Origin of the sequence: Microbacterium sp. Mcb102 (assembly GCF_024519805.1) — a bacterium.
Classification (GTDB): Bacteria; Actinomycetota; Actinomycetes; order Actinomycetales; family Microbacteriaceae; genus Microbacterium.
The window spans coordinates 118318-143396 of sequence record NZ_JALJRG010000007.1; the positions used below are offsets into that span (position 1 = coordinate 118318).

Below are 25079 nucleotides of genomic sequence, written 5' to 3' on the forward strand. Positions count from 1 at the left end.
CACGGCGAGGGTCAGCGCACCTCGAAGTCGGCGGAGAGGAGCACCTCGTCGCGCGAGCTCGGACCCACCAGCAGCTCGAACGCGCCCTCCTCGACGATGCGGTTGCCGGCAGCGTCCACGATCGAGCAGTCGGCCACGGGAAGCTCCACGCGCACGCGGTCGGACTCCCCCGGAGCGATGTCGACCTGGCGGTAGGTCTTCAGCTCCTTGTCGGTCCAGCTGACACTCGTGACGGAGTCGCGCACGTACACCTGCACGGTCTCGCGCACCGGCCGCGTGCCGGTGTTCGCCACCGTGACATGGCCGACGATCGTGTCGGACTCCCCCAGGGAGGTCGCTTCCAGCTCCAGGTCGGAGTACTCCACCGTGGTGTACGACAGCCCCTCACCGAACGCCCAGGCGGGCGACTGCGTGAGGTCGGCATAGCGGTCGCCGTGCTGTCCGCGGATCTGGTTGTAGTACGTCGGCTGCTGGCCCACGTGGCGGGCGAACGAGATCGGCAGGCGGCCCGACGGCTCGACGGCTCCCGAGATGACCTCGGCGAGCGCACGGCCACCCTGCATGCCCGGGTTGGCCGCCCAGATCACGGCGGCAGCCCGGGACGCGGATGCGGGCAGCACGAGCGGCTTCGAGGCGAGCAGCACGATGACGACGGGCTTCCCGGTCGCGATGAGGGCGTCGATCAGCGCGTTCTGCCCGCCGATCAGCTCGAGCGTCGCGGTCGAGCGGCCTTCGCCGACGAGCTCGATCCGATCACCCACGACCGCCACGACCACGTCGGAGTCGGATGCCGCCGCCACGGCTTCCGCGATCAGCTCCGCATCCGGATCGCAGGCCTTGACCACCGGCGGCCGCGGCTGCTTGTCGGGGAAGAACGGGCCCTTGGGGTCTTCCTCGAGCGTGAGGATGTCGGCACCGCGAGCGTGGGTGACGGTCCAGCCGTCGATCGCCTGCAGACCGTCGAGCACGGTCGTGATCATCTCGCGCGGCTGTCCGTCGAGCCACCCGGCCTGACCCGAGCCGCCGGCCCAGTCGCCGAGCTGCGTCTGCGCGTCGTCGGCGAGCGGCCCGGTGACCGCGACCTTCAGCGGCGCCACGGGGTCGAGCGGCAGCACCCCGTCGTTCTCGAGCAGCACGAGCGAGCGGCGAGCCGTCTCGAGGTTCAGCTCGGCATGCGCGGCGCTGCCCACCACGGCATCCAGCTCGGTGCCCGGCAACCGCGGGTTCTCGAAGAGTCCGAGCTCGAACTTGAGCGTGAGGATGCGGGCGGCGGCGGCGTCGAAGGCGTCTTCGGCGAGCATCCCGCGGGCCACGGCATCCAACGCCCCCTCAAAGAAGGCGGGCGTCGTCATGATCATGTCGTTGCCGGCCCGCACCGCCGCAGCGGCCGCATGCGTGATGTCGGGTTGGACCCGCTGCTCCCACACCATGCGTCCGACGTTGTCCCAGTCGGTGATGAGCGTGCCCGTGTACCCCCACTCGCCACGCAGCACGTCGCTGAGCAGCCAGTCGTTCGTCGTGATCGGCACGCCGTCGGTGGTCTGGTAGCCGAGCATGAACGTGCGGCATCCCTCGCGGGCGACGCGCTCGAACGGCGGCAGGAACCAGGAGCGCAGCTTGCGCCGCGAGATGTCGGCCTCGCTCGCATCGCGCCCGCCCTGGGTCTCGGAGTATCCGGCGAAGTGCTTGGCGGTCGCGAGGATCGCGGTGGGATCATCGAGGCCGTCGCCCTGGTAACCGCGCACCATCGCCGATGCCAGCTCGCCGATCAGGAACGGGTCTTCGCCGAAGGTCTCGCTGATGCGACCCCAGCGCAGGTCGCGGGCGATGCACAGCACGGGCGAGAAGGTCCAGTGGATGCCGGTGATCGCCACCTCCTCGGCCGTCGCGCGGGCGACGCGCTCGAGCAGGTCGGCGTCCCATGACGCGGCCATGCCCAGCTGGGTCGGGTAGATCGTGGCTCCCGGCCAGAACGAGTGCCCGTGGATGCAGTCCTCCGCCACGAGCAGCGGGATGCGGAGCCGGGTCTGCGCCGTCAGCTCGTTGGCCTGCAGGATGCGTTCGGGAGAGGTGTGCAGGATCGAGCCGGCGTGCCGCCGGGCGATGTGGTCGTCGAGGTCGTCGCGCGCGTCGAGCTGCAGCATCTGCCCGACCTTCTCCTCGAGCGTCATCCGGCTGAGGAGGTCGGCCACGCGCTCGGGGATCGAGAGCGCGGGGTCCTGGTAGGGAAGAACGGTGGTCAGGGTCTGAGAGGTCATCACTTCGTGTTCTGGGTCGAGCTCTTCGAGGAGTCGGAGGTGTCGGGCGAGGCCGCCGACGTTACGGGATCGGGGCTCTTCGGCGGCAGGGGCACGCTGCGGACGGCCGTGACGGCGTCGTTCACGTTCAGCCCCTTCTTCTTCATCGCCCTGGCCCGCTCGCCCGCGGAGCGCAGGCGCGGGTTGACGTACTCGTCGATGCCGAAGTTGATCAGCGAGAGGGCGACGCCGATGATGGCGATGCACAGCCCGGCGGGCACGTACCACCACCACAACCGCGGGAACGCGCCGTTCTGCTGCGCCCAGAACAGGATGGTGCCCCAGTTGAGGTTGCTCACCGGGATCACCCCGATGAAGGCCAGGGTCGTGAGACCGAGGATGGCCGCCGTCACGGTGCCGACGAAGCTCGAGGCGATGAGCGCCATGAGGTTCGGCAGCATCTCGACGGTGATGATCCGGCGCAGCGGCTCTCCGTTGGCCCGGGCAGCTTGGATGAAGTCGCGGTTGCGCAGCGACATCGTCTGGGCGCGCAGCACACGCGCACCCCACGCCCACCCGGTGAGCCCGAGCACCGCGGCGATCACGATCAGCGGCGGGTTCTCGAACTGCGACGCGATGATGATGATCAGCGGGATGCCGGGGATCACCAGGAACACGTTGGTCAGCGCCGAGAGCGACTCGCTCTTCCAACCGCGCACGTAGCCGGCGATCACACCGATCGTGATGGCGATGATCGTGGCGATGAACGCGGCGAGGAAGCCGACGACGATCACGCCGCGGGTGCCGTAGATGATCTGGCTCAGCACGTCCTCCCCCATGTGGGTCGTGCCCAGCCAGTGCTCCCACGAGGGCGGCTGGCGGAGCGCGGTGCGGTCCTTCTGGGTCGGCCCGTAGGGCGCGATCCAGGGGGCGAGGATCGCGACGAGAACGAACACCCCGAGGATGATGAGCCCGGCGATCGACTTGGGATTGCGGAACATCGCGAACGCCTGGGCGAGCTGCGACCAGAACGTCTTGCGCGGCGGTGCGCCGGCCGGCGGGGTGCGCAGGGTCGCGGTCTCGGGCATGCCGGAGACGACGGCCGATCCGTCGGGCGCGGTGCTCGCTGCGGTGGTGGGAACGGTCATGTCAGGACTCCATCTGGCGCGTGCGCGGGTCGAGGTAGGCGTAGACGACATCCGCGAGGATGTTGGCCACGAGCACCGACAGCGTGATCACGAGGAACACGCCCTGCATGAGGGCGAAGTCCTTGGCGTTGGTCGCATCGAGCAGCAGCTTGCCGACACCCGGATAGCTGAACACCATCTCCATCACGATCGTGCCGCCGACGATGAAGCCGATCGACAGCGCGAAGCTCTGGATCTGCGGCAGCACCGCGTTGCGGGCGGCATAACCCCAGAGCACCCGCTTGTTGGGCATGCCCTTCGCCTGCGCGACCGTGATGTAGTCGTCGTCGAGCACGGTCAGCATCATGTTGCGCATGCCGAGCACCCAGCCGCCGAGCGACGCGACCACGATGGTCAGCGCCGGCAGAGTGCCGTGCATGATCACCTGGCCGATGAAGTCGAAGCTCCACTCCGGGGACTGCCCCTTGTCGTAGGCGTGCGAGGAGGGGAACCACTTCAGGGTCGACGAGAAGATCGCGATCGCGATGAGCCCGAGCCAGAAGTACGGGATGGTGTTGAAGAACGTCGTGACGGGGATGATCGCGTCGAGCCTGCTGCCGCGCTTCCACCCCACGATCGCACCCGCGACCGTGCCGATCGTGAACGAGATGATCGTCGCGATGCCGACGAGTCCCAGCGTCCACGGCAGGGCCGCGGCGAGCACCTCGGCGACCGGGCGCAGGCCGTGCAGCGTCGAGATGCCGAGGTCGCCACGCAGCAGCATCCCCCAGTACTCGATGTACTGCTGCCAGATCGACTTGTCGGTGTCGATGCCGAGCAGGATGCGCAGCGCTTCCTCGGCCTCGGGGCTCACGCTGCGGTTGCGCGCGAGGTAGGAGCTGACCGCGTCGCCCTTCATGAGGCGCGGCAGGAAGAAGTTGATCGTGATGGCCGCCCACAGGGTGAACAGGTAGAAGCCCGCGCGTCCGGCGAAGAAGCGCCACGGGACCTTGCGGCTTCCGCGCTCGGCCGTGGTCGCGGTGGTGCCGACCTCGAGGGCGTCGCGCGCGACGAGGTCGTCGTCGTCGAGCTGGGGGAACGCGGTGCTCACAGTGCGCCTCCGGTCGATGCTGCCTGTGCGAAGAACTTGTCCGGGTCGGGGGAAGCCGATCGCAGTTCGCGCGTGTACGGGTCCTGCGGGTTGAGGATCACGTCGTCGGCGGCGCCGTACTCCACGACGCGGCCCTGGTTGAGCACCATGATCTCGTCGCTGAAGTGGCGGGCGGTCGCCAGGTCGTGCGTGATGTAGAGCACGCCGAGTCCCTCCTCGCGCTGCAGGTCGGCGAGCAGGTTCAGCACACCGAGCCGGATGGAGACGTCGAGCATCGAGACGGGCTCGTCGGCGACCAGGAGCGAGGGGCGCGAAGCGAGTGCGCGGGCGATCGCCACGCGCTGCCGCTGCCCGCCGGAGAGCTCGTGCGGGCGGCGGTCGATCACGGCATCCGCATCCAGCCGCACACGGTCGAGGAGCCGGCGCACCTCGTTCTCGGTCTCCTTCTTCGGCACCACGTCGTCAAGCCGGATCGGGCGCTCCAGGTGGTAGCGGATCGAGTGGTACGGGTTGAGCGATGCGAACGGGTCCTGGAACACCATGCGCAGCTGCTGCCGGTACTTCCGCAGCCCTTTGCCGCGACGGGGAATCGGCGTGCCGTCGAGCAGCACCTCGCCGCTGGTCGGGGTCTCGAGCTGGGTGAGGATCTTCGCGATCGTGGACTTGCCGCTGCCGGACTGGCCGACCAGGCCGATCGTCTGGCCCGAGGTGAGGGTGAAGCTCACGTCATCGAGCGCCTTGATCTGGCCGGCGCCGCGGACGTTGTACGCCTTGGTCACCTGTCGGAATTCGAGGGTGGTCATCGCACCAGCACCCCTCTCTCCCCGGTCAACCGGGGGAACGACGACAGCAGCGTCTTCGTGTACTCGTGCTCGGGCTGGGTCCAGATGCGCTCGGCGGTCGCGAGCTCGATGATCTCGCCCTCGCGCATGATCGCGATCCGGTCGCTGATCTCCAGGAGGAGCGGGAGGTCGTGGGTGATGAAGATCACCGAGAAGCCGAACTCGTGCCGCAGCTGCGAGATCTGCTTCAGGATCTCCCGCTGCACCAGCACGTCGAGCGCGGTCGTCGGCTCGTCCATCACCATGAGCTGGGGCCGCAGGGCGAGGGCCATCGCGATCATCACGCGCTGGCGCATGCCGCCGGACAACTCGTGGGGGAAGGACCGGATGCGCTGGCGTCCGACCTTCACGATCTCGAGCAGCTCCTCGGCCTCGGCGCGGCGCTGCTTGCGGTTCGTGTGGGGGCGGTGGATCTCGAACACGTCCTCCAACTGCGAGCCGATCGTCGCGACCGGGTTCAGGGCGTTCATCGCGCCCTGGAACACCATCGACACCTTGTCCCAGCGGAACCGCTGCATGGCGTCCACGTCGAGGGCGTTGATGTCGATGTCGACACCGGTCGCATCGTGGAAGGTCACGCTGCCGCTGGTGATGACGGCCGGGGCGCGCAGCAGGCGCTGCACCCCGTAGGCGAGCGTGGTCTTGCCGCATCCGCTCTCGCCGGCGAGTCCGAGGATCTCGCCGCGCTGCAGTTCGAGGGTCACGTTCTTCACCGCCTCGACGGGCGGATCGACGTCGTACACGACCGAGAAGTCGCGCACGCTGAGCAGGGGGTCTGGCATGGGGGTGTCCTTCGGGTGGGGCGTCCCCGCGGCGCGTTTCGTCTCGTCGCTCCGCTCCTCGCTCAACGACCGATGGGGTGTCCGGTCGTTGAGCGAGCGAAGCGAGACGAAACGCGCCGCAGGATGGTGCTTACTCGGCGGGCTTGAGCTTCGTGAGGATCTGCACGATGTTCTGCTGCGTCGGGTCGGCGGACGCGTACGGGTCCTCCTCCGACGGCCAGCCCACGTAGTTGCGGGTGTTGAACTCGCCCAGCAGCGGGTGCGCGCCCAGCGGGATGGCCGGCACCTGCTCGGCGAAGATCGTCTGCAGCGTGTCGAGTGCCGCGGTGCGCTCCTCGTCGGACGAGGCGTTGGCGTACGAGTTCAGCGCGGCCGTCGCCTCGGGGTCGTCGAAGCGGCCGAAGTTGAAGCCGGCCTTGCCGTCCGAGATCCAGCGCGGGTCCATGGTCGAGGTGTAGAGGCCGTAGGCCGTGCCGCTGTCCTCGAGCCAGTGGATGATCGCCGAGAAGGTGCCGTTGTCGCGCGGGTCCGCCCAGCCGCCCCAGTCGGGCATGTCGATCTTGACCTCGGCGCCGATGGCATCGGTCACGTCTTCGGCGATGAGCTCCTGCGCGGTGTTCCAGTCGCTCCACCCGGAGGGGACGGAGAGCGTGAACGAGACGGGCGCACCATCGGGGTCGATCAGCGCGTCGTCCTTCCAGGTGTACCCCGCGGTCTCGAGCAGATCGCGCGCCTTCTCGGCGTCGACCGAGTAGTCCACGTCCTTGAACTCGGGCTGGATCTCGTCGTCGAGGATCGATGACAGTCCGGTCACCGACCAGACGGCCTCGCTGGCACCCTCGCGGGCGATGTCGACGTAGGCGTCGCGGTCGATCACCCAGGCGAGCGCCTGGCGGAAGGCCGGGTCGTCGAACGGCTTCTGCTGCAGGTTCATGAACAGCGTCGCCGAGCCAGTGGTGGGAGCTGCCCAGAACTTGTTGTGCTCGGGGTCGACCGACAGGAACTGCTCCTCGATCTGCGGGATGAACGCCTGTGCCCAGTCGGCGTCGCCGTTGGCGAGAGCGGTGGTCAGCGCGGTGTTGTCGCCGTACGAGACGTAGTGCAGCTGGGGCACCGAGAGGTCGCCGCCCCAGTAGTCGTCGCGGGCGTCGAGGGTGACCGACTCGGTCGACCAGTTCGACAGCACGTAGGGACCGGTGCCGACCAGGTCGTCGCCCTTGACGGGGTTCGTGGCCGGGTCGTCGAGGTTCTCCCAGATGTGCTTCGGAACGATCGGCACGTGCAGGGCGCGGGCCTGGTTGACGTACTTCGACGCGGCGAAGGTCAGCACGACGTTGTCGCCCTCGACCACGGCGCTGTCGAGCTGGAGGCCGGCCGTGTCCAGCGCGGGCGTGGAGGCGAGCTCGTACGAGTAGACGATGTCGTCGGCGGTGAACGGCTCGCCGTCGCTCCAGGTGACGTCCTTGCGCGGCACGACCGTGAGGACGGTGTAGTCGTCGTTCCACTCGATGCTCTCGGCGAGCCAGGGGGTGACTCCGCGGTCGCCGGTCTGGTTCACGAGGGCGAGGGTCTCGAAGATCACCTTGCCGTAGCCGTACTTCGAGGCGGACGAGTCGCCGACGAACGGGTTGTTGGATTCGGTGGTGATCGCGCCGTCGGGCTTCGCGATCGTGAGGGCGGCGCCGCCGGCAGCACTGCCGGAGTCGTCGTTCCCTCCGGCGGAGCATCCGGCGAGGGCCGAGATACCGAGGGCGGTGATCGCGGTCGCCGCGATCAGAGACTTTCTGAGCTTCATTGCTTCTCCTTGGGCACGGTCGTTGTGCTGTGTCGCCGGTGGATGGGGGTCCGCCGGCCGTCGTGATTTGCTTACTGTCGAGAAAGTAAGCTTCCGTGAGGTTACCGAGGAGTAAGTTGGATCGCAAGCACGGCTTGCGAGAGAGAGGAGGCCGCGATGGCAGACAGTGACCAGACCGTCCGCGTGCGCCCGGCGACCCTCGCGAAACGCGAGCAGATCCTCAAGGCGGCGGTCGAGATCTTCGGCAACAAGGGCTCGACCAACGGCACCCTCGCCGACGTCGCCGACCAGGTCGGGATCACCCATGCCGGGGTGCTCCATCACTTCGGGTCGAAGCAGAAGCTGCTGCTCGAGGTGCTCTCGTACCGCGACCAGACAGACGTCGCCGAACTCGCCGAGAAGCACATCCCCGGCGGCCCCGAGCTCTTCCTGCACCTGGTGCGCACGGCGTACGCGAACGAGCGGCGCCCCGGCATCGTGCAGGCGTACACCGTGCTCTCGTCGGAATCCGTGACCGACGACCACCCCGGACGCGAGTACTTCGAGGACCGGTACACGACGCTTCGGCGCGAGGTCACCGCCGCCTTCCACGAGCTGTGCGCCCAGGAGGGCGTGCGCGATCCCGACACGATCGCCGACGCGGCGGCCGCGATCCTCGCGGTGATGGACGGGCTGCAGCTGCAGTGGCTCCTCCACCCGGGGACCGTCGAGCTGGGCGGGGCGAGCGAGTTCGCGATCCGGGCGATCGTGAACGCGGTGCTGCATCCCGGGCCCGAGCTGTCGACGTACAGCCACCCCTGATCCCACCGGGCGCCACCGCTAGGCTCGGGCCATGACGATCGACCTCGAAGCGCTGTACATCGACCTGCATCAGCATCCGGAGCTCTCGTTCCAGGAGACGCGCACCGCCGGCATCGCCGCCCAGCACCTGCGCGATCTCGGTCTCGAGGTCGAAGAAGGTGTGGGCGTCACCGGCGTCATCGGCGTGCTGCGCAACGGCGACGGGCCGGTCGTGTGGGCGCGCGCCGACATGGACGCGCTGCCGGTCGAGGAGCAGACCGGGCTCGCCTACGCCAGCACCGCACACGGCGTCGACCCTGCGGGGACGACGGTTCCGGTCATGCACGCCTGTGGCCACGACATGCACGTCACCGCCATGATCGGCGCCGTCGAGAAGCTCGTCGCCGAACGCGACCAGTGGTCGGGCACTCTCGTCGTGGTGATCCAGCCGGCCGAGGAGTACGGCGCGGGTGCGCGGGCGATGCTCGACGCCGGCATCCTCGACCGCTACCCGAAGCCCGACATCGTGCTCGGACAGCACGTGACCCCGCTGCCCGCCGGCATCATCGGCGTGCGCAGCGGCACCCAGATGGCGGCATCCGACGGCCTGACCGTGACGCTGCACGGGCGCGGCGGCCACGGTTCCCGCCCGCACGCCACCATCGACCCGGTGGTCATGGCCGCGGCGACCGTGATGCGTCTACAGACCATCACCTCACGCGAGATCGACCCGCAGGGCGTGGCCGTCGTGACGGTCGGCTCGATCCACGCCGGACTCAAGAACAACATCATCCCCGCGGAGGCGAAGCTCGAGCTCAGCCTGCGCTACCCGAACGAAGAGGCGCGCGAGAAGGTGCTCTCGAGCGTCGAGCGCATCGTGCGGGCCGAGGCCGCGGCATCCGGCGCCGAGCGGGAGCCCGAGATCCGCACCGACCACACCCTGCCGGCCACGATCAACGACGAGGATGCCACGGCGCGGGTGACCGCAGCTCTGCAGCGTGCCCTCGGCGAGGCATCGGTCATCGACCCCGGCATGTTCACCGGCAGCGAGGACGTCTCGTGGTTCGCGCGGGATGCCGGGGCGCCGCTGGTGTTCTGGTTCTGGGGCGGCATCGACCCGGTCCGTTTCGCGGAGGCGAGCGCGGCCGGGCGCCTGGAGAAGGACATCCCGACCAACCACTCCCCCTTCTTCGCCCCGGAGATCCACCCGACGATCGAGGTCGGCGTGACGGCGCTGTCGGCCGCAGCGCGGGAGTTCCTCGGCTAGACCCGCGGGCTCGGCTCGGCTGCCGGGGTCGCGCTCCCGTCGGAGAAACGCGCTTCCGTCGGCCGTTCTGCCGCAACACGGCCGACGGAAGTGCGGATCTCCGCGGCGGCGCGAGGCACGGAGCGCATGTCCCCCGAATGGCCGATGGCGGGGGTGTCGGATGTCGGCCATGATGACCTTATGGTTCCTCGGAAGGGCTCTGCCTCGAGGTCGGAGCGGACTTTCCTGGAGGTACCTCGTGCTCATGCCGTACGCCCTCGGTGACGGGACCTGTCGTTGATCGCGCCGAATCAACCCACGGACGATCTCTCCGACTTCGCGGATCTGATGACCCGCGAGCAGGAGTTCGCCTCCCCTCGTGATCTCGATCCGGAGGCCCACAGGCGACGCCGACGCCGGGGACTTCTCATCACCGCCGCCTGCGTGGTGCTGCTGCTGGCTGCGACCGGAGGGTACATCGCGTGGGCTCTCACCGCGCCGGTGAAACCGCCGGCGGTGACGACGCAGATACCCCCGGTGCCGGTCGGCGGCGCTGCGGCCCTCGCCGCGGTTCCCGCGTCCGCCTCGGCGATCAGCATCTCCGGCGCGGACGAGTACCTGGGTGAGGGGGCGAGCGGAATCTGGTCGTCGAGCGGGACCGGCGATCCGCTCCCCATCGCGAGCATCACCAAGCTCATCACCGCACTGGTCATCCTCGACGCCGTCCCACTCGCCTCCGCCGACGACCCCGGGCCCACGATCACCTTCAGCAAGGCCGACCACGACCTCTACGACAGGTACTACGTGCAGGGCGCGACCATCGCCCCCATGCCCACGGGCACGTCGATGTCGCTGCATGATGCCCTCGCGACCATGCTGATCCCGTCGGCGAGCAACTACGCCGAGGCACTGTCCTCCCGGATCTTCGGATCACAGAACGCGTTCCTCGGCGCGACTCGCGATTGGCTCTCCGCCCACGGCTTGACGGGCACCACGATCACCGAGCCCACCGGCATCAGCCCGCGCAATACGAGCACGACTGCCGACCTCCTGGCCATCGGGAAGCTGGCCGCGGCGAATCCGACCATCGCTCAGATCGTCGCGACCTCATCGATCTCCCTCCCCGGCGCCGGCCAGCTGCACAACACCAACGGCCTGCTCGGAACGAGCGGGATCACGGGGCTGAAGACGGGCACCCTGGGCCACGGCACGTACAGCCTGCTGTACACCGCGACTCTCGTCGTGGGCACCGCCGAACCGCTCGCGGTGACCGGCGTCATCCTCGGAGGACCGACGCGCGAGTCCGTGAACGGCAGCGTGCTCGCGACCCTGGACAGCATCCGTACCGGCTTCCATGAGGTGCCGGTCGCGACAACCGGACACGAGGTCGGCACGATCTCGACGCCTTGGGGCTCCACCGCGCAGCTGGTCATCGGCGAGGATGCGGCGATCTTCACCTGGTCGGACACCCCGATCATCGCGACGATGGACATCGAGACCCCGCCGACCTACCGCGACGGCTCGGTCGTCGGCAGCGTCACCTGGACCGCCGGACCGCACACCGTCACCGCCCCGGTCGCGATCAAGGGGAGTGTCGACGCACCGTCCGAGTGGTGGCGGCTCACCCACCCGTCCGAGCTCGGCTGAGCGGCGCACCCAGGCGTCGCGCTTCGGTCGGTGAATCGCGCTTCCGTCGGCCTTTCTGGGGGGAAACGGCCGCGGGAAGTGCGCCTGGCCGCGGCCAGCGCGCCGGGACCGCAGGCCTCAGGCCGCGTCGGGAGAGGGCGGGCGCCATCCACCCTCGTCTCGGAGGCCGCCGGCGATGCGGCGGGAGATCTCCCGTAGTTGCCGACGCTGAGCTGCTGTGAGCCGGTCGAGGACCAGATCGCGCACGAGCTCCGCGTGACCGGGCGCCGCCTCGTCGACCTTGGCGCGCCCACTGTCGGTGATGTGCGCGAGTGTGAATCGGCCGTCGCTCGGGTCGGGGGTGCGCCGCATCCATCCCTTACCCTCCAGACGCGTGGCCGCACGGGACAGCCGTGACAGCGTGCTGTTCGCGTACGAGGACAGCACGCTCATCCGCAGCCGGCCCTCCTCGGCATGGGCGAGTGCAAAGAGCACGCCGTACTCGAAATGCGTGACCTGCGCATCGCGCTGGAGCTGGGCGTCGAGCACCGCCGGTAGCCACTCGAGCACCGTCGCCACCGCCGACCAGGTCTCGAGTTCTTCGCCCGTCAGCGGCGGGATCGCGCCGTTCGTCGTCATTCTCACAGCGTATCGCTTCACGCGATTTGACTTGACCGGGAAAGTAATTTTGACTTGCTCAGGAAAGTCACTACACGGAGGAGACACATGGAACTCGAACTCACCGGCAAGCGCGCGTTCGTCAGCGGATCGACCGAGGGAATCGGATACGCGATCGCGGCCGGGCTCGTCCGCGCCGGCGCCGCCGTGGTCATCAACGGGCGGGATGAGCAGCGCCTGCGCACCGCAGTCGATGCCCTGCGCGCCCTCCTCCCCGGCGCGGACGTCACAGGGATCGCCGCAGACTTCGCCGACGCCGAGCAGGTGCGGCACCTCATCGGTCGGCTCGGCGAGATCGACATCCTCGTCAACAACGTCGGCATCTTCGACGTGCGGCCGTTCACCGACATCTCGGACGACGAATGGCAGCGGTACTTCGACGTGAACGTCATGAGCGGGGTCCGCCTCTCCCGTCACGTGCTCGACGGGATGCTCGCCCGCGGCTGGGGGCGAATCCTCTTCGTGTCGAGCGAGTCGGGGATCGACGTCCCCGCCGACATGACTCACTACGGCGCGACCAAGGCGGCCATGCTCGCCCTCGCGAACGGCCTGGCCAAGTCGACGCGCGGCACGAGCGTGACCGTCAACAGCATCGTGGGCGGTCCCACCTACTCGCAGGGTGTCGCGCGCGCCGTGGAGCAGATCGCCCGCGCACAGGGCGCGGACCCGGCCGACCTCAAGCGGGCCATCGCCGCACGCAACACCACCTCACTGCTGGAGCGGTTCATCGAGCCGGAAGAGATCGCCAACCTGGCGCTGTATCTGGCGAGTCCGCGTTCGTCGGCGACGAACGGGGCCGCGCTGCGCGCCGACGGCGGGACGCTCACGACGATCCTCTGAGTCGCCCGGCGCGGGTCCCACTCCCGTCGGTGAATCGCACTCCCGTCGGCCGTCGTGCCACGAAACGTACGAGGGAAGTGCGATTGGCCGCGGCAGGCGCGAGCAGCGACGACGCGAGCCGGCGCCGTCGGCTAGACCCCGACGACCCGCGGGTCGACAGGCGCGGGCGGAGCAGAGCGCGGCGCCGGGGGCGGCGGCGGGGCGAGCTGACGCTGGGGCACGCCATGTGCCTCGCGGTGCAGGCGCTCCATGCGACTGTCGAGCTCGGAGGCGGCATCCGCGGCATCCGACAGGCTGTCGACGAGGTGCGAGGGCACCTGGTTCGAGAACTTGTAGTAGATCTTGTGCTCGAGGCTCGCCCAGAAGTCCATCGCGATCGTGCGGAACTGCACCTCGACCGGAACCGACAGCGCGCCGGTCGACAGGAACACGGGCACCTCGATGATCGCGTGCAGGCTCTTGTAGCCGTTGGCCTTCGGGTGCGCGATGTAGTCCTTGACGGTGCGCACCGTGACGTCGTCCTGCGCGGTGAGCAGGTCGAACAGGCGGTAGACGTCGGCGACGAAGCTGCACGTCACGCGCACGCCGGCGATGTCGGTGATCTCGGCGCGGATGCGGTCGAAGTCGGGCTCGTCGATTCCCTTGCGGGCGATCTTCTCGACGATGCTGTCCGGCGACTTCAGCCGGCTCTTCACATGCTCGATCGGGTTGTACGCGTGGTCGTGCGTGAACTCGTCGCGGAGGATCGAGATCTTCGTCTCGACCTCGCGCATCCCGAACTCGTACTCGCGCAGGAACCGCTGCAGCTCGTCACGCAGCACGCGGGCCTGGTTGATCGTGTCCTCGGTGACGTGAACGGTCGACATGGCATCGACGTTACGCGTTCGTGATCGGAAACCGCTGTGGATGCGCGATGTCCTCACGACTCACATGCGGCGGGCTCCGGGGCGCGGGCCTGCGACGTCCGCCCGCGCGTCGACGAGGTGCTGGCCGGAGAGGACACCGGGCAGGCCGCGCCCGGAGCGGGTCGTGAACAACAGGACGACCGCGACGAGGAACAGCACGGCCGCCGCGAACCCGAAGATCCCGCCGGGCAGCTGAAGAGCGCTGATCCCTCCGATGCCGCCCGCCCAGCGCAGGAGGCGCGCGAACGGTGCCGGCAGACGCGATCCCGTGTAGCGGAGCTGCACGGCGATGTCACCGATCGAACGCCCGCCGATCAGGATCAGCACCAGGAACAGTGCGGACGGGATGATCGTGGCCGCCGCGGACGAGAGAGTGCCGTCGAGCACCGCGGCGCGGTCCTTCACGACGAACTCCAGCCACACCTGCACGGTCACGCCGGCGCCCATGCTCAGGAAGCCGTAGCCGAGGAAGTCGCACAGCATGACGAGGGCGCGGCGACCGCGGGTCACAGGTCGCGGAAGGTCGGCGTCGGGGCGCGCCTCCGCGCCGCGCAGCGACCGCGGGACGACGAGCGCAAGGGTGCAGCCGACGACGGCGCCGAGGGTGTTCGTCATCAGATCACCCACGTCGAAGAAGCGATACGCGCAGGGATAGACGCCCCACACGCCGGTCAGCTGCGTCGTCTCGATCAGCAGCGACAGTCCGAATCCGGCGGCGAGCGCCACCAGGATGCCGCGACCGGTGAGGACCCGCACGAAGAAGCCGAGCGGGAGGAACAGCAGCACGTTGAACACCAACTGCAGCAGTGCGGGTTGCCGCAGCGGGTTGCCCGGCGCCGCGAACGCCTTCTGCACGTCGCGCACGACCGACATCGGATCGGTGATCGCCCCGACGCAGCGGATCGTGTCCGGGTCGGGCAGCGGAAGCAGGGTGTACGTCCAGATCGCCCAGAAGTAGATGAGGGCCGACAGCCAGAGCAGCGTGCGCCCGAGGCCGAGCCGCCCGCGCCGACGGTAGCTGATCGCCACGAACGGCACGAACAGGAGGATGCCGAAAGCCACTCCGATCGCGATGGCGATGAACCCGAGCAGCACCTGATCTTCCACAGCGTGCCAGTGTAGCCGCGGCCGTAAGGATTCCGTGAGGGACCCGTATCCGACCGTAGGGATTCCGTGAGGATCGCGTGAGGATGCCGTCAGCAGGCGTAGTGTCGCCGGACGTGTCAAACGAAAACAGGGAGAGCGCGGACGCGCCGCCGCGCGCGAAGCGCATCATCATCGGGGAACCGCTGACGAGCCAGCAGGTCGACGACCAGCTGCTCCCCAAGCGCATGGCACTGCCGATCTTCGCGTCGGACGCGCTGAGCTCCGTGGCCTACGCGCCACAGGAACTCGTGATGATCCTGCTGATCGGCGGGCTCACCTTCCTCTCCTTCACGCCGCTCGTCGCGATCTCGGTCGTGGTGCTGCTGATCGTGGTCGTGCTCAGCTACCGGCAGCTCATCAAGGCCTACCCCTCGGGCGGTGGCGACTACGAGGTCGCGTCGAAGAATCTGGGCGAGATCCCCGGCGTGATCGTCGCCGCGGCGCTCCTGGTCGACTACGTGCTGACCGTGGCCGTGTCGGTCGCGTCCGGTGTCGACAACATCATCTCGGCGGTGCCCGGCCTCGACCCGTTCCGGGTGGAACTCGCGGTCGGCTTCGTGATCCTGATCATCCTCGTGAACCTGCGCGGGGTCCGCGAAGCGTCTCTCGTCTTCGCGATCCCGACGTACGTCTTCATCGCGTCGGTCGGCATCATGATCGTCACCGGCCTGATCCGCACGTTCCTGGGCGACGCCCCCGTGGCCTCGAGTGCGGACTTCTCCGTGCAGGCCGAGAGTCTCAGCCAGGCCGCGGTGATCCTGCTGATCCTGCGCGCGTTCTCGAGCGGTTGCTCCGCCCTCACCGGCGTCGAGGCCGTGTCGAACGGGGTTCCCGCGTTCCGGGCGCCCAAGGTGCGCAACGCCCAGTCGACGCTCGTGTTGATGGGGTCGATCGCGGCCTGCCTGTTCGCCGGGCTCACCGCGCTCGCCCTCATCACCGGCGTGCACTACGCCGAGAACCCGTGCGACCTGATCGGCTTCGACTGCACGAACCCGCAGCCGAGCCTGATGGCGCAGATCGCCTCGGCCACGTTCGGCGGTGGCAGCATCGCCTTCTTCATCGTGCAGGCCGCGACCGCATGTGTGCTGCTGCTCGCCGCGAACACCGCCTTCAACGGGTTCCCGCTGCTGGGCGCCGTGCTCGCCCGCGACGGCTACGCCCCGAAGTCGCTCAACACCCGCGGCGACCGCCTGGTGTTCTCGAACGGCATGATCCTGCTCGGCATCGCGGCGATCGCGGTGCTCGTGGTGTTCCAGGCGAAGCTGACCACCCTGATCCAGCTGTACATCATCGGCGTATTCGTGTCGTTCTCGCTCGGGCAGATCGGCATGGTCCGGCACTGGCGACGATTGCTGCGCGGACCGGTCGAAAGCAAGGCAGGATCCGGCATCGACGGAGCATCCGCCTCCGATCGTCGTTCGGCGAAGATCGGGCTCATCATCAACTCGGCCGGCGCAGTGATGACCGTGCTCGTGCTCCTCATCGTGACGATCACCAAGTTCACGCACGGCGCCTACCTGGTGTTCTTCGCGATTCCGATCCTCGCCTTCCTCATGCTGGGCGTGAAGCGGTACTACCGCGACGTCGAACACGAGATCGCGATCGACGACACCACCAAGTTCGGCGCGACCGGCGACCTCGCGATCGTGCTCGTGAACCGACTGCAGAAGCCCGTCGTGAAGGCCATCGACTATGCGATCGCGGCCAAGCACGGCAAGACACTCGCGGTGCACGTGGCCGTCGCCTCCGACGACGCCGCCACGCTGCAGCAGGAGTGGGCCGACCACCTCGTGCCCATCCCGCTCGTGATCGTCGAGTCGCCGTACCGCTCGTTCGCGCAGCCGGTCACCCAGTTCATCAAGCAGTACCGCGAGAAGCACGGCTCGTCCGTCGTGACCGTCTACCTGCCGCAGTACATCGTGGGGCACTGGTGGGAGTCGTTCCTGCACAACCGTCGCGCCCGCCGGCTCGCGAACCAGCTGATGCTCGTGCACGGGGTGTCGATCACCCTCGTGCCCTGGCTGCTCGACTCGTCGGAGCTCATCTACGGCCGCCGTTCCCGTCCGCTGCCGGGCCAGGAGCGCGCCGGGCGGCCCGTGGTCGTGAACGGCCGCCGCGCACACCGGCCCGCTGGTCCGCCGCAGGAGTAGGCGCCGCGGCTCTCCTCACACCCCTTCGAGCACCGAACCGAGGATGCCGGCGGCCTCGGCGAAGCGCGCGGGGTCGGCGTTCGCGTAGTTGAGCCGCACGTACGAGCCCGAGGGCTCCGCCGGGAACCACTCGGACCCGGGGGCGATGATCACACCGCGCACCTCGCAGTCGCGGACGACCTGCACGACATCCGTCCCCTCTGGGAGCCGCACCCACAGGTTCAGGCCGCCTGCCGGGATGCCCTCGACCTGCGCCGACGGGGCGTGCTCGGCCAGGCTCGAGACCAGCAGGTCGCGGCGCGCGCGCAGGTGCTCGCGGAACCCGCGCAGGTGCGTGCGCCAGGCGGGCTGCGTGACCACGTCGAGCGCGGCGGCCTGCAGCAGCCCGCTCACGTACATGGACTCCGCCGCGCGGTCGGCCAGGATCCGCTCTCGCGCAGGTCCCCGGGCGATCACGGCCGCGACGCGCAGGGCGGGCGAGGCGCTCTTGGTGAGGGAGCGCAGGTACACGACATGACCGTCATCGTCGGAGGCGGCGACCGGCCGCGGCTCGGCATCGATCCCCAGGTCGTGCGCCCAGTCGTCCTCGATCAGGAAAGCCCCGTGCCGGCGCACGGTCTCGAGCACGGCCTCCCCGTTCGCGACCGGCCACTGGGCACCGGTCGGGTTCGCGAACGTCGGCTGCGCGTAGAACGCTCGGGCCCCCGTCTGCGCGAACGCCCGTTCCACGTCATCCGGATCGGGGCCCTGGGGGCCGGAGGGGATCGGCACCAGCACGACACCCGCCTGCGCGGCGGCGAGCAGCGCGCCCCAGTAGGTGGGCGACTCGACGAGCAGCGGCTGCCCAGGGCCCACGACCGCACGGAAGATCGAGCTCAGCCCGCTCTGACTGCCTGAGATGACGAGAGCATCGCGCGCCGATGCGGGTGTGACGCCGGCGGGTGCGGTGGCGGCGAGCTCTCCGGCGAACCAGGCCTGCAGCTCCGGCAGCCCCGCGGCGGGCGAGCGGGTCAGCGCCGCATCGGTGCGTGCGGCACGCACGAGCGCCTGCCGTACGAGCCGCTCCGGCAGCAGCTCGACCGCGGGGTAGCCGGAGTGGAGCCCGATCGCCTCCGGGGACACTGTGCGCTGCGTGGACGACAGGCCCGCGAGTCCGGCGGGCGCGGTGCCGAGCGCTGCGGTCTGCCAGCCGTAGTCGGCTGAGCGGGCGGGGCGGATCGCGCGGACGAACGTGCCGGCGCCCGGACGCGACTCCACCAGCCCGAGCCGGACGAGCTGCTGCATCGCCTTCTGCACGGTGACCGGGCTCGCCCCGTACTCGGCCATCAGTGCTCGGTTCGACGGCACTCGCGCGCCCGGCGAGGCGGAGGAGATCCATGCACGGACACCGGCGACGATCCGGTCACTGCTATCCTGGCTCATGAAAGTAGAGAGTAGCGTTATCGCTCAGCGATCGACAGTGCTATCAACGCACGCCGGCCTCTGGTGGGGGCTTCTCGGCGTCACCGCCTTCTCGTTCACCCTCCCGTTCACACGGATCGCCGTCGACGGCCTCTCCCCGCTGTTCATCGGTGCAGGGCGCGCGGTCGTCGCCGCCCTCCTCGCCGGAATCGCCCTGGCCGCGACACGACAGCACATCCCGACGCGGGTGCAGTGGTGGCGATTGGCCATCGTCGCCGGCGGAGTCGTGGCCGGATTCCCGCTGCTCACCTCGTTCGCGATGACCACGACCCCCGCCAGTCACGGCGCCGTCGTGGTCGGCCTGCTGCCCGCCGCGACCGCCGTCGCCGTGGTGGTCCGCACCGGCGAGCGCCCGAACCGCTCCTTCTGGGTCTTCGCGATCGTCGGCGCGGTCGCCGCCGTCGTGTTCGCCGCCCTGCAGAACGGCGGACTCGGCTCCCTCACCGCTGCCGACCTGCTGCTGTTCGGTGCCGTGTTGGCCGCGGCGATCGGCTACGCGGAAGGCGGTCTGCTCGCCCGCGAGCTCGGCTCCTGGCAGACGGTGTCGTGGGCACTCATCGTCGCCGCTCCCCTCATGGTCGTCCTCACCGTGATGTCGGCGATCCAGCAGCCACCCGCAGCGAGCCCCGTGCAATGGCTCGCCTTCGCCTACCTTGCCGCGGTGAGCATGTTCCTCGGATTCTTCGCCTGGTACCGCGGACTCGCGATCGGACCGATGGCGCAGGTGAGCCAGATCCAACTCGTCCAGCCCGTGATGAGCATCGCGTGGGCCGCCCTCCTGCTGCACGAGCCGATCGGCTGGGCCACCGCCGTCGGAGGTCTCGCCGTCATCGCCTGCGCCGCGCTCGCGGTGCGCACCCGCCTGAAAGACCGCCCCCGAACCGACCGGCCGCCCCGAGAAGAGGAGTCCTGATGCGCCACACACCCCGCTACCTGATGACCGACCCCGACGAGGTCAAGCGCCTCATCCGCGGTAACCCGTGGGCGACGTTCGTCTCCCCGGCGAGCACCGGACTCGTCGCCTCGCACTACCCTGCGCTGCTCATCGAGGACGAGGACGACATCGTGATCGCCAGCCACTTCGGACGGCCCGACGACCAGCTCCACGAACTCGGTCGGCACGAGGTGCTCGTGATCATCCAGGGGCCGCACGACTACGTCTCACCGAGTCTGTATGCGCCGGGAGACCTGGTACCCACGTGGAACCACGTGACCGCGCACCTCTACGGCACCCCCGAGCTCCTCAGCGAGGAGGAGAACTACGCCATGCTCACGCAGTTGACCGACCACTTCGAGAACGGACGGGAGCACGGCCGGCATCTGTCGGAGGACGAGCCGGGCACTCGCCGAGCGGCGAAGGGCACGGTCGGCCTGCGGATGCGCGTCGCCCGCTTCGATGCGCGCGCCAAGCTCAGCCAGAACAAGCCGCCCGAGGTGCGCGAGAACATCACCGCGCGGTTCGCCGAGACGAACAGCGCGCTCGCGTCGGAGATGCGGCGGGTCGACGGGGTGCGACCGTGATCGGCCTCTAGATGCAGGCCCAGCAGTACACGCGGTGGCCGGATGCGGCGGCACGGCGCGCGAGAGCGGCGAGGTCGCGCGCGAACGCAGCCAACTGCGCCGGATCCGCACCCGCGAGCTCTTCGGTCTGCGACCACGGCTCGGCCACCTCGGCCAGGCGCGCGTCGTCGGCTGCGGCGAGCGCAGATGCCAGAGCATCCGTTACCGTGATGATGATCCGGTCGTAGTCTTCGCTCATCGCGAGGTTGTGTCCGGCACGCGGGTCTTCGGTCACGTCGTCGTACGGGGCGCCCGTGAGCAGCGCCTCGAGCGTGCCGAGCTGCACGACGGGATCGATGCCGCCGAGCGTGCCGGCGTCGAAACCGGAGTCCGTCGCGGTCGGCCCGGCCTCCACGTCGAGGACCTTCACGGCCTCTTCGTCGGATGCGGCGGAGAAGTAGTCGTAGATCACACTCATGCTCGACATCCTGCCAGTCCGCGCCGACGCCGACGCTCCGGTTTTCGAATCGCGCAACTGGTTCCATCCAGGCCCGCTTCACAACCATTTGCGCGGTTCGAAAGCGGCGGCTGTGAGCAACCCGCATGCATCCTCGGTGGGGGCGTAGGGGAACCGTGAGGATCGACGGATACGCCCGCGCGCGGGAGTTGGATCGGATCCGTGCTCGACATCATCTACATCGCGCTGACTCTCGCGCTGTTCGCCCTCGTGTCCCTGGTCGCCAAGGCGGTGGACCGCGCATGATCGTCTTCGAGATCATCGCGGCCGTCCTCGCCGTCGCCGCCGTCGTCTACCTCGTCGTCGCGCTCGTCGCCCCGGAGCGGTTCTGATGGGTGCGGCGATCTGGTTCGGCATCCTGCAGCTCACGGCCGTCGTGGTCGTGCTCGTTCTGGTCTACCGCCCCCTCGGCGACTACATCGCCCGGGTGTACTCCTCGGCGAAGGACCTGCGCGTCGAGCGCGGCGTCTACCGGCTGATCGGCGTCGACTCGTCGTCCGAGCAGACCTGGCGCGCCTATGCCCGCAGCGTTCTCGCGTTCTCGGTCGTCGGGCTGCTGCTCGTCTACGGGCTGCAGCGCCTGCAGGCGTTCCTGCCGCAGTCGCTCGGTCTCCCGGCCGTGCCCGAAGGGCTCGCTTTCAACACCGCGGCATCCTTCGTCGCGAACACCAACTGGCAGTCGTACTCGCCCGAGCAGACCATGGGCTACACCGTGCAGCTCGCCGGCCTCACGGTGCAGAACTTCGTCTCGGCGGCGGTCGGACTCGCCATCGCGATCGCGCTGATCCGCGGCCTCGCACGCCGGGGCTCGGCGACCATCGGCAACTTCTGGGTCGACCTGATCCGCGGTCTCGGCCGCATCCTCCTCCCGATCGCCCTGATCGGTGCGGTGGCGCTCCTCGCCGGTGGCGTGATCCAGAACTTCGCCGGCTTCACCGACGTGACCACCGTGTCGGGCGGAACCCAGACCATTCCGGGCGGACCGGTCGCCTCACAGGAGGCGATCAAGCTCCTCGGCACCAACGGCGGCGGCTTCTTCAACGCCAACTCCGCGCACCCGTTCGAGAACCCGACCGGGTTCACGAACCTGCTGGAGGTGCTGCTGATCCTCGTGATCCCGTTCTCCCTCCCCCGCACGTTCGGCCGCATAGTCGGCGACCACCGCCAGGGCTACGCCATCGCCGCGGTCATGGGCACGATCTTCCTGATCTCGACCTTCGCGCTCTCGGCGCTCGAACTGGCCGGCCGCGGCAGCGCACCCGAGCTCGCCGGCGCCGCGATGGAAGGCAAGGAGGTGCGCTTCGGCATCCTCGGATCCACGCTGTTCGGCAGCGCGAGCACGCTCACCTCGACCGGTGCGGTCAACTCGATGCACGACTCGTACACGGCGCTCGGCGGCATGATGCCGATGCTGAACATGATGCTCGGCGAGGTCGCCCCCGGCGGCGTCGGCTCGGGCCTCTACGGCATGCTCGTGCTCGCGATCATCGCCGTGTTCGTCGGCGGGCTGCTCGTCGGGCGCACCCCCGAATACCTCGGCAAGCGCATCGGTCCGCGGGAGATCAAGCTCGCGAGCCTGTACATCCTCGTCGTCCCTGCACTGGTCCTCGGCGGCACCGCGCTGAGCTTCGCGATCCCCGGCATCCGGGAAGACGTGGAGTCGACCAGCATCCTGAACCCGGGCGTGCACGGCATGAGCGAGGTGCTCTACGCGTTCACCTCGGCGTCGAACAACAACGGCTCCGCCTTCGCCGGACTCACCGCGAACACCCCGTGGTTCAACACCGCACTCGGGATCGCGATGCTGCTCGGACGCTTCCTCCCCATCGTGCTCGTGCTCGCCCTCGCCGGCTCGTTCGCCGCGCAGGAGCGAGTGCCCGCCACCTCGGGAACGCTGCCCACCCACCGGCCGCAGTTCGTCGGCCTCCTCCTCACCGTGACGGTCGTCGTGACCGCCCTCACCTACTTCCCCGTGCTCGCACTGGGACCCCTCGCCGAAGGACTCGTCTGACCATGACTCTCATCACCACCGACGTTTCGTCTCCCTCCGGTCGCTCAACGACCGAGGCCCCCGCGCAGCCGACGCGTTCCTTCGGCTGGTCGCAGCTCGTCGCGGCCCTGCCCGGCGCCCTGCGCAAGCTGAACCCCGCAGCCCTCGTCCGCAACCCCGTGATGCTGCTGGTCTGGGTGGGCGCCGCGTTCGCGACCGTGCTGGCGATCGCCGAACCGTTCCTCGGCGGACCCGCCGACTCGGGCGGCACCCCGGTCCCCGCGCCGTTCACCTGGGGCATCGCGGTGTGGCTCTGGCTGACGGTGCTGTTCGCGAACGTCGCCGAGTCCGTCGCCGAAGGCCGTGGCAAGGCCCAGGCCGCGAGCCTGCGCAAGACCCGCACCAGCACGATGGCCCGCAGGGTGGTCGGATACGACGCGGCTTCGGATGCCGCCGCAGAACGTGCCGAGACCCTGGAGGTCTCCTCAGCCGAACTGCAGCGCGACGACGTCGTGATCGTCACCGCCGGCGAACTGATCCCCGGCGACGGCGACATCATCGCGGGCATCGCGACCGTCGATGAGTCGGCCATCACGGGCGAGAGCGCCCCGGTGATCCGCGAGTCGGGCGGCGACCGCAGCGCCGTCACCGGCGGCACCCGCGTGCTGTCCGACCGGATCGTGGTGCGCATCACCTCGAAGCCCGGCGAGACGTTCGTCGACCGGATGATCGCCCTCGTCGAGGGCGCCAGCCGCCAGCGCACCCCGAACGAGATCGCGCTGAACATCCTGCTCGCCAGCCTGTCGATCATCTTCGTGGTCGTGGTGCTCGCCCTCAACCCGATCGCCTCGTACGCGGCATCGCCCGTCAGTATCCCGGTGCTCATCGCCCTGCTCGTCTGCCTGATCCCGACCACCATCGGGGCACTGCTCTCGGCCATCGGCATCGCCGGGATGGACCGGCTCGTGCAGCGCAACGTGCTCGCGATGTCGGGGCGCGCGGTCGAGGCCGCGGGTGACGTCACGACCCTGCTGCTCGACAAGACCGGCACCATCACCTACGGCAACCGCCGCGCGCACGAGGTCCTGCCCCTCCCGGGCGTCGACGCCGACGAGCTGCTGCGCGTCGCGGCCCTGTCGTCGCTCGCAGACCCCACCCCGGAGGGCGCCTCGATCGTCGAGCTCGCCGCCGCCCGCGGCATCCGCGTCACCGCTCCGGAGGATGCCGTCGTCGTGCCGTTCACCGCGCAGACCCGCATGTCGGGACTCGACCTCGCCGACGGCACGCAGATCCGCAAGGGCGCAGGTTCCGCGGTGCGGGCGTGGCTCGGGCTCGACGCCGAGGACGTGGAGCTCACCACCCGCACCGACACCGTCGCCGAAAGCGGAGGGACCCCCTCGTCGTCGCCGTGCGGACCCCGGCGTCTGCCCCGGCATCCGCCCCGGCCCCGGCATCCGCACCTGCCCCGGCATCCGCACCTGCCCACTTGTCGGAAGAACGGACGGATGTCGGAGGAATCGCCGCGGAACGGTCCGACATCCGTGCGAACTCCCGACAGGTGTCCGACGAACAGGTGACGGAGGGCCGCATCCTCGGGGTCGTGCACCTCAAGGACATCGTCAAGGACGGTCTGCGCGAGCGGTTCGACGAGCTGCGCAGCATGGGCATCCGCACGGTGATGATCACGGGCGACAACCCGCTGACCGCGAAGGCGATCGCCGCGGAGGCCGGGGTCGACGACTTCCTCGCCGAGGCGACGCCCGAGGACAAGCTGGCCCTCATCCGGCGCGAGCAGGAGGGCGGGCGCCTGGTCGCGATGACCGGCGACGGCACGAACGATGCCCCCGCCCTCGCGCAGGCCGACGTCGGCGTCGCGATGAACACCGGCACCTCGGCCGCGAAGGAGGCCGGCAACATGGTCGACCTCGACTCCGACCCGACAAAGCTGATCGACATCGTGCGCATCGGCAAGCAGCTGCTCATCACCCGCGGCGCTCTCACCACGTTCTCGCTCGCGAACGACGTGGCGAAGTACTTCGCCATCATCCCGGCGATGTTCATGGGGGTCTTCCCCGGACTCGCCGCGCTCAACATCATGCAGCTGCACTCGCCGGCCTCCGCCGTGACCAGCGCGATCATCTTCAACGCGATCGTGATCGTGTTCCTGATCCCGCTCGCCCTGCGCGGAGTGAAGTACCGCCCGGCGAGCGCCTCGCAGATCCTGCAGCGCAACCTGCTCATCTACGGACTCGGCGGCGTGATCGCCCCGTTCATCGGCATCAAGCTCATCGACCTCGTCGTCAGCCTCATCCCGGGCTTCTGACCCGGCTCGGAAAAGGAACCCAG

20 protein-coding genes and 1 pseudogene are annotated in these 25079 nt (G+C 69.2%); 10 read left to right on the top strand and 11 right to left on the bottom strand.

Translation table 11 applies throughout. From position 1 onward, the window contains the following. Positions 1-11: 11 nt before the first annotated feature. The 6 genes from OC372_RS16410 to OC372_RS16435 all read right to left on the bottom strand — a co-directional run bounded on the left by OC372_RS16410 (position 12) and on the right by OC372_RS16435 (position 7894). Complete coding sequence (locus tag OC372_RS16410; protein WP_262002873.1) at positions 12-2258, bottom strand: glycoside hydrolase family 3 N-terminal domain-containing protein; 2247 nt, start codon at positions 2256-2258, stop codon at positions 12-14. Further along, the gene (locus tag OC372_RS16415) at positions 2258-3385 is read right to left on the bottom strand and encodes an ABC transporter permease (protein WP_262002875.1); all 1128 of its coding nucleotides are present in this window, start codon (positions 3383-3385) and stop codon (positions 2258-2260) included. Before OC372_RS16415 ends, OC372_RS16410 begins: the two co-directional genes overlap by 1 nt. A 1-nt stretch (position 3386) precedes the next feature. After that, the gene (locus OC372_RS16420; RefSeq protein WP_029261473.1) at positions 3387-4475 is read right to left on the bottom strand and encodes an ABC transporter permease; all 1089 of its coding nucleotides are present in this window, start codon (positions 4473-4475) and stop codon (positions 3387-3389) included. Further along, entirely contained in the window at positions 4472-5278 is an 807-nt protein-coding gene (locus OC372_RS16425) for an ABC transporter ATP-binding protein (protein ID WP_105710707.1), read from the bottom strand. Before OC372_RS16425 ends, OC372_RS16420 begins: the two co-directional genes overlap by 4 nt. Beyond that, on the bottom strand, positions 5275-6099 hold the full coding sequence (locus OC372_RS16430; protein ID WP_262002878.1) for an ABC transporter ATP-binding protein: 825 nt from the start codon (positions 6097-6099) through the stop codon (positions 5275-5277). Before OC372_RS16430 ends, OC372_RS16425 begins: the two co-directional genes overlap by 4 nt. Positions 6100-6229: 130 nt before the next feature. Beyond that, complete coding sequence (locus OC372_RS16435) at positions 6230-7894, bottom strand: ABC transporter substrate-binding protein (protein WP_262002880.1); 1665 nt, start codon at positions 7892-7894, stop codon at positions 6230-6232. 156 nt (positions 7895-8050) lie between these two features. Between OC372_RS16435 and OC372_RS16440 the strand changes: the two genes are divergently transcribed. From OC372_RS16440 to OC372_RS16450, 3 genes are all read left to right on the top strand, one after another. After that, positions 8051-8695: a TetR/AcrR family transcriptional regulator gene (locus OC372_RS16440; RefSeq protein ID WP_105710705.1), complete on the top strand. Its 645-nt coding sequence runs from the start codon at positions 8051-8053 to the stop codon at positions 8693-8695. A 31-nt stretch (positions 8696-8726) separates the two neighbouring features. Next, the gene (locus tag OC372_RS16445; protein ID WP_262002882.1) at positions 8727-9941 is read left to right on the top strand and encodes an amidohydrolase; all 1215 of its coding nucleotides are present in this window, start codon (positions 8727-8729) and stop codon (positions 9939-9941) included. A gap of 327 nt (positions 9942-10268) precedes the next feature. After that, the gene (locus OC372_RS16450; RefSeq protein WP_262002884.1) at positions 10269-11567 is read left to right on the top strand and encodes a D-alanyl-D-alanine carboxypeptidase family protein; all 1299 of its coding nucleotides are present in this window, start codon (positions 10269-10271) and stop codon (positions 11565-11567) included. 117 nt (positions 11568-11684) lie between these two features. Here the strand turns inward: OC372_RS16450 and OC372_RS16455 are convergent, their stop codons facing one another. Beyond that, positions 11685-12185: a MarR family winged helix-turn-helix transcriptional regulator gene (locus OC372_RS16455; RefSeq protein WP_262002887.1), complete on the bottom strand. Its 501-nt coding sequence runs from the start codon at positions 12183-12185 to the stop codon at positions 11685-11687. 87 nt (positions 12186-12272) lie between these two features. Between OC372_RS16455 and OC372_RS16460 the strand changes: the two genes are divergently transcribed. After that, complete coding sequence (locus tag OC372_RS16460; protein ID WP_262002889.1) at positions 12273-13064, top strand: SDR family NAD(P)-dependent oxidoreductase; 792 nt, start codon at positions 12273-12275, stop codon at positions 13062-13064. 131 nt (positions 13065-13195) lie between these two features. Here the strand turns inward: OC372_RS16460 and OC372_RS16465 are convergent, their stop codons facing one another. After that, the gene (locus OC372_RS16465; RefSeq protein ID WP_262002891.1) at positions 13196-13930 is read right to left on the bottom strand and encodes a GTP pyrophosphokinase family protein; all 735 of its coding nucleotides are present in this window, start codon (positions 13928-13930) and stop codon (positions 13196-13198) included. Between the two features lie 60 nt (positions 13931-13990). Next, positions 13991-15076 (bottom strand): VanZ family protein, encoded by a 1086-nt coding sequence (locus OC372_RS16470; RefSeq protein ID WP_262002893.1) that lies wholly within the window; start codon positions 15074-15076, stop codon positions 13991-13993. An 83-nt stretch (positions 15077-15159) separates the two neighbouring features. On the opposite strand from OC372_RS16470, the gene OC372_RS16475 reads away from it, so the two are divergent. Then, entirely contained in the window at positions 15160-17265 is a 2106-nt protein-coding gene (locus OC372_RS16475; RefSeq protein WP_262002895.1) for an APC family permease, read from the top strand. A gap of 15 nt (positions 17266-17280) precedes the next feature. Here the strand turns inward: OC372_RS16475 and OC372_RS16480 are convergent, their stop codons facing one another. Beyond that, positions 17281-18687, bottom strand: a complete 1407-nt coding sequence (locus tag OC372_RS16480) for a PLP-dependent aminotransferase family protein (RefSeq protein ID WP_262002898.1) — start codon at positions 18685-18687, stop codon at positions 17281-17283. Between OC372_RS16480 and OC372_RS16485 the strand changes: the two genes are divergently transcribed. Next, the gene (locus OC372_RS16485; RefSeq protein WP_262002900.1) at positions 18686-19639 is read left to right on the top strand and encodes a DMT family transporter; all 954 of its coding nucleotides are present in this window, start codon (positions 18686-18688) and stop codon (positions 19637-19639) included. The genes OC372_RS16480 and OC372_RS16485 overlap by 2 nt on opposite strands. Beyond that, positions 19639-20247 carry an FMN-binding negative transcriptional regulator gene (locus tag OC372_RS16490; protein WP_262002902.1) on the top strand — a complete coding sequence of 203 codons (609 nt, stop codon included), beginning with the start codon at positions 19639-19641 and terminating at the stop codon, positions 20245-20247. The genes OC372_RS16485 and OC372_RS16490 overlap by 1 nt, the downstream gene beginning before the upstream one ends. 7 nt (positions 20248-20254) lie before the next feature. Here OC372_RS16490 and OC372_RS16495 read toward each other — a convergent pair whose 3' ends face one another. Next, positions 20255-20704, bottom strand: a complete 450-nt coding sequence (locus tag OC372_RS16495) for a hypothetical protein (protein ID WP_262002904.1) — start codon at positions 20702-20704, stop codon at positions 20255-20257. 281 nt (positions 20705-20985) lie between these two features. On the opposite strand from OC372_RS16495, the gene OC372_RS16500 reads away from it, so the two are divergent. The 3 genes and pseudogenes from OC372_RS16500 to kdpB all read left to right on the top strand — a co-directional run bounded on the left by OC372_RS16500 (position 20986) and on the right by kdpB (position 25056). Next, a complete protein-coding gene (locus tag OC372_RS16500) occupies positions 20986-21075 on the top strand; it encodes a potassium-transporting ATPase subunit F (RefSeq protein ID WP_036303189.1) in 90 nt (29 codons plus the stop codon). After that, positions 21075-22754, top strand: coding sequence for a potassium-transporting ATPase subunit KdpA (gene kdpA, locus OC372_RS16505; RefSeq protein ID WP_262002907.1), 1680 nt, complete (start codon positions 21075-21077; stop codon positions 22752-22754). Before OC372_RS16500 ends, kdpA begins: the two co-directional genes overlap by 1 nt. 2 nt (positions 22755-22756) lie before the next feature. Next, positions 22757-25056, top strand: a pseudogene (kdpB, locus tag OC372_RS16510) (potassium-transporting ATPase subunit KdpB). The last annotated feature ends 23 nt before the right edge of the window (positions 25057-25079 follow it).

Bases quoted from the DNA above. Each gene is read 5' to 3' on its own strand.
- OC372_RS16430 (WP_262002878.1), bottom strand. From the start codon at position 6,099: ATGCCAGACCCCCTGCTCAGCGTGCGCGACTTCTCGGTCGTGTACGAC.
- OC372_RS16500 (WP_036303189.1), top strand. From the start codon at position 20,986: ATGATCGTCTTCGAGATCATCGCGGCCGTCCTCGCCGTCGCCGCCGTC.
- OC372_RS16475 (WP_262002895.1), top strand. From the start codon at position 15,160: ATGCCGTCAGCAGGCGTAGTGTCGCCGGACGTGTCAAACGAAAACAGG.
- OC372_RS16445 (WP_262002882.1), top strand. From the start codon at position 8,727: ATGACGATCGACCTCGAAGCGCTGTACATCGACCTGCATCAGCATCCG.
- OC372_RS16450 (WP_262002884.1), top strand. From the start codon at position 10,269: ATGACCCGCGAGCAGGAGTTCGCCTCCCCTCGTGATCTCGATCCGGAG.
- OC372_RS16410 (WP_262002873.1), bottom strand. From the start codon at position 2,258: ATGACCTCTCAGACCCTGACCACCGTTCTTCCCTACCAGGACCCCGCG.
- OC372_RS16465 (WP_262002891.1), bottom strand. From the start codon at position 13,930: ATGTCGACCGTTCACGTCACCGAGGACACGATCAACCAGGCCCGCGTG.
- OC372_RS16415 (WP_262002875.1), bottom strand. From the start codon at position 3,385: ATGACCGTTCCCACCACCGCAGCGAGCACCGCGCCCGACGGATCGGCC.
- OC372_RS16440 (WP_105710705.1), top strand. From the start codon at position 8,051: ATGGCAGACAGTGACCAGACCGTCCGCGTGCGCCCGGCGACCCTCGCG.
- OC372_RS16435 (WP_262002880.1), bottom strand. From the start codon at position 7,894: ATGAAGCTCAGAAAGTCTCTGATCGCGGCGACCGCGATCACCGCCCTC.
- OC372_RS16460 (WP_262002889.1), top strand. From the start codon at position 12,273: ATGGAACTCGAACTCACCGGCAAGCGCGCGTTCGTCAGCGGATCGACC.
- OC372_RS16455 (WP_262002887.1), bottom strand. From the start codon at position 12,185: ATGACGACGAACGGCGCGATCCCGCCGCTGACGGGCGAAGAACTCGAG.
- OC372_RS16480 (WP_262002898.1), bottom strand. From the start codon at position 18,687: ATGAGCCAGGATAGCAGTGACCGGATCGTCGCCGGTGTCCGTGCATGG.
- OC372_RS16485 (WP_262002900.1), top strand. From the start codon at position 18,686: ATGAAAGTAGAGAGTAGCGTTATCGCTCAGCGATCGACAGTGCTATCA.
- OC372_RS16490 (WP_262002902.1), top strand. From the start codon at position 19,639: ATGCGCCACACACCCCGCTACCTGATGACCGACCCCGACGAGGTCAAG.
- OC372_RS16425 (WP_105710707.1), bottom strand. From the start codon at position 5,278: ATGACCACCCTCGAATTCCGACAGGTGACCAAGGCGTACAACGTCCGC.
- kdpA (WP_262002907.1), top strand. From the start codon at position 21,075: ATGGGTGCGGCGATCTGGTTCGGCATCCTGCAGCTCACGGCCGTCGTG.
- OC372_RS16495 (WP_262002904.1), bottom strand. From the start codon at position 20,704: ATGAGTGTGATCTACGACTACTTCTCCGCCGCATCCGACGAAGAGGCC.